Source organism: uncultured Mailhella sp. (assembly GCF_905187505.1).
Taxonomy (GTDB): domain Bacteria; phylum Desulfobacterota; class Desulfovibrionia; order Desulfovibrionales; family Desulfovibrionaceae; genus Mailhella.
On record NZ_CAJJIC010000177.1, the window covers coordinates 1 to 3627 of the forward strand.

Annotated in this window: 2 protein-coding genes, 1 tRNA gene and 1 pseudogene; all 4 read right to left on the reverse strand. The window is 60.1% G+C overall.

Annotation, left to right across the window (positions count from 1 at the left end; translation table 11 throughout):
* Positions 1-1142: 1142 nt before the first annotated feature.
* Positions 1143-1217: transfer RNA gene (locus QZZ60_RS10970), tRNA-Pro, on the reverse strand.
* A 53-nt stretch (positions 1218-1270) separates the two neighbouring features.
* Positions 1271-1759, reverse strand: coding sequence for a peptidoglycan-associated lipoprotein Pal (pal, locus tag QZZ60_RS10975; protein ID WP_295641352.1), 489 nt, complete (start codon positions 1757-1759; stop codon positions 1271-1273).
* A gap of 170 nt (positions 1760-1929) precedes the next feature.
* Positions 1930-3156: a translocation protein TolB gene (locus QZZ60_RS10980; protein ID WP_295641354.1), complete on the reverse strand. Its 1227-nt coding sequence runs from the start codon at positions 3154-3156 to the stop codon at positions 1930-1932.
* Between the two features lie 245 nt (positions 3157-3401).
* Positions 3402-3627, reverse strand: a pseudogene (locus tag QZZ60_RS10985) (hypothetical protein); the annotation flags it as partial.

Sequence of the window (3627 nt, forward strand, 5' to 3'; positions counted from 1 at the left end):
GGAAAGGCTGATGTAGTAGACGGTATTGGATACAACAGACATGGTATCCTCCTGTTTCATGATGAGCAAGGCAACTCGTTGTCTTCGTCTACTTTCAGTAATAGGGAACCCGTTGTCAAGCAGATGTAAAAAAAAACTTGCACTCCCGAAACGGCGCGGATTTAAGTGAAAACTCCGCTTGTACGCTCGCATCGGTAAAGAGCAAGCATGGAAAAAAACTTTCTCTTCACGGCTTCACACCGCCCTTTCTGCCATCCGAAACCGTGTGCCGCAACGAAGTGAGAGACGTCGCAGGACTGCGGCAAACGTTTTCGCCGCCGCGCGGAGCACTATTCCCTGACCGGGGTCCTGCGCCCGTTCCCGCATGAAACTCCTTTGAAAAAAAACAAAAAATGTTTCAGCGACCGGCGTTGTCCGCGCGCTGCTCCGTTTTCTGAAGAAGCGCTCAACAAAAACGCTCCCGTCCGAATGAGGCGGCGTGCCTGCCGATCCCATGCTTCGAAGCTCCCGGCGGCAAGGAGAGAAAAAAGGCACAGACGCCTTTTTCCCTTGCGCAAACCCCGGACCGCTCCCGGAAGCGGCCAACGGTGCCGCGGCGGCCGTTCCCTCCTTTTCGTCGCTCCCCTTCTGCGCAACGTCGGCTGTCCCTGGGGAAAAACGTTCCGTCTCTTCCCGAACCGGACGAAACGCCGCAAGCACGCATGAAGCCATGCCCCCCCCCGTCGCTTCGCCGGTTGCATCCGTCCCTCTTCCGGGCGGCGTCACGGGCAGCCGGTGATTCCGGCAAAAGGAAAAAAGACGCGCCGCGCATCGCCGCACGGCGAAGATGCCGCTTTCGGAAGAACGGACCGGACGCCTCGACGGAATACCTCAGGAGAACGTGCCTTTTTCTCTCTTCCGCGCTGCTTCTGTCCCCACGCCTTCGACAGGCTCTCTCCGTGAAGGGAAGCGGACATTGCCGCCCGGCTCCGGTCTCCCGCGTGTCGGAAATTCCCCGGGAGGCCGGCCCGTTTTCAGACATGCCGTGCGCTTCCCGTCCGGCGTCCCTTTCCCATGCCTGCCGCGCCCGAGTCGCGCGGCGTACTTCCGCTCTTGAACGTTTAAATAAAAAAAGAGCCATGGAAAGCCATGACTCTCAAACATGGTCGGGGCGACTGGATTTGAACCAGCGACTCCCTGCTCCCAAAGCAGGTGCGCTACCCCTGCGCCACGCCCCGAACAAAAAAGGCTGCCCTGCAGAGGACACAGGGCAGCCTTATTTCAGCAAAAACTAGCGGGCGATGACGTTGAATTCGTCACGACGGTTCTTGGCCCACACAGCTTCACCGGTACCTTCAACGGCGGGACGTTCCTTGCCGTAGGAGATGATGTCGAGCTGTTCGGCGGGCACGCCGAGACGGATCATGTATTCATAGGCAGCGCGGGCACGACGTTCGCCGAGGGCGAGGTTGTATTCCTGGGTGCCGCGATCGTCGCAGTTGCCTTCAATGCGCACGCGGATGGAAGGATACTGCTTCATGAGTTCAGCCTTCTGCTGCAGCATGTCGCGATATTCAGCCTTGATGTCATACTTGTCGAAATCGAAGTACACGACACCGTCGGTGATCTGCTGGGCAGCAGCGTCAAGGGCGGAAGAGGTGGAAGCAACGGGAGCGGGTTCCACGTTTTCCACTTCAGCGTTCTTCTTAGCGCAGCCGGCGCCCATGCCGAGAGCCAGAGCGAGAACCATAACCAGGCCAAAAGACTTCAGAGACTTCATGATAACTCCTCCTGAGAGTTAAGTCATAATATTTCTCTCTCCCCGCTCTTCCCTCTTATCATAGAGCGTGGAAAGAAAACTGCACTTATCGGGCAGAACGGCATATTACCCTCGCCCCTAGGGATGTCAAGCTCGCAAGGGGGGGATTTAGCCCAGAAATTTAAATTATTTTACTTTCCCCAGCTCGGGAACGAGGCATTGCCCGATCCTGTGGGCACAAGCTTGGCCTCTCCTCCGTGACGCGTGGTCAAGTAGATCTGAGACTTTCCGCTTCTTGTGGAGGTGAAGGCGACAAAGTAGCTGTCGGGCGCGAAGGCGGGCTGCTCGTCTCTGCCGGGACCGAAGGAAATCTGCTGATCGGAGCCCGTGACCATGTCGTGCACGAAGATGCGGAAGCCCGAAGGCGTGGCCTTGGTGTAGGCGATGAGCGTGCCGTCGGGGCTGATGCAGGGCTCGGAGTTGTAGGAGCCGTCCATGCTCACGCGCGACACGGTGCCGGTGGAAAAGTCCTTCAGGAAGACCTGCGGGCTGCCGAGGCGGCTGGAGGTGAAGGCCATCTTGGTGCCGGTGGAGTCAAAGGAAGGCGACACGTTGATGGCCGCGCTCTGCTCCAGAGGACGTTCACGCTGGAACTGACGGTTCAGCAGGAAAATGTCGGGATAATGACCGGTGGAAAGGCTCACGGCCACGCGGTTGTCCGGCAGGAAGCAGGGACCGATGACGGTGTTGCCGGGGAAGCGGACGCGCTTCACGGTATTGTTCAGACGGTCCCACACGCCGAGGGCATGGGTGCTGTCGTCCATGTGGCTGAAGACCACATAGCGGCCGTCGGGAGACCACGAAGGCGACATGGCGGCACCGGGAAGATTGGTCACCTGACGCAGGTCGCGGCCGGTGGCGCGCACCACCCACACGTCGCGCTTTTTGCCGTTGCCCTTCACGAAGGCAAGGGAACTGCTGAAGAATCCGCGTGCGCCGGTAAGGGCGGCCATGAGGTCGTCGCAGAAGCGGTCGGCCACGTTGGGCACCTCGGCATGGGTCACGCCGGAATAGGCGTTGCCGAACACGAACTTGCCCGAATAGGTTTCAAACACGCGCAGCTCCACGGTGGAATTTTCCCGGTCGCCGGAAGGCCAGTGCGCGGTGACGAGAAGGTCCGCGCCTGCGATCTGGAAGCGGCGGAAGTCAACGTCCGTGCCCTGCCAGGCATTGAGCACCGTGCCGCCGAGAACGGCGGAGGAAGGAATGAGCTGCATGAACGGCAGAAAGTTGAGATCGGCCACGATGGCGTCGTTCAGTTCCGAGCCGAGAGCCGTGGCACGCTGACCGGGAGCGGTGAGCGGAGACGCCATGGACAGCTTGATCTGATTCTGACCGGGACCGTAAATGTCCACCATGGTTGCGGCCTGGCACTGCACGGCGAAAGCCAGCGCCAGCACCAGCAGCGCCGCCACGCGGACGCTATGAAAAAGATGAAGGATCTTACGCATGTGACACCCTTGCATGGATTTTTTGGAACACCGGTGTCGCCGGCTTTCCAGGGAGGCTAGAGCATATTCCCGCGCGTCTTTGCGGTCAAGTGCGCCGCCGCCCCGGACAAGACGCGTCTTTTGCGGGCGCCGGCTGAAGACGCGCCGCTTCTTTAATCTTCTCCGCGCATGAAAAAAGGCCCTTCGCCAAGGGCCTTTTCCTCATCGTCTCCGGACGCGGACGCACGGCAAAGCGCCTCCGTCTTTCTCGCCCGGGGCAGGCTTTTCACCCTGCGCTCAAGTCGCAGCGCCTCGGAGCGGGAAAAGCCGTCCGCGCAGGCCACCAGCGTCACGGGCCGTCGCGAGCGGGTATACCTTGCGCCTCCGGCGAGCAGGCCG

What these genes read in the sequence shown, in the direction of transcription:
- pal (WP_295641352.1), bottom strand. Translation starts at nt 1,759, where the DNA reads ATGAAGTCTCTGAAGTCTTTTGGCCTGGTTATGGTTCTCGCTCTGGCT.
- QZZ60_RS10980 (WP_295641354.1), bottom strand. Translation starts at nt 3,156, where the DNA reads ATGGTGGACATTTACGGTCCCGGTCAGAATCAGATCAAGCTGTCCATG.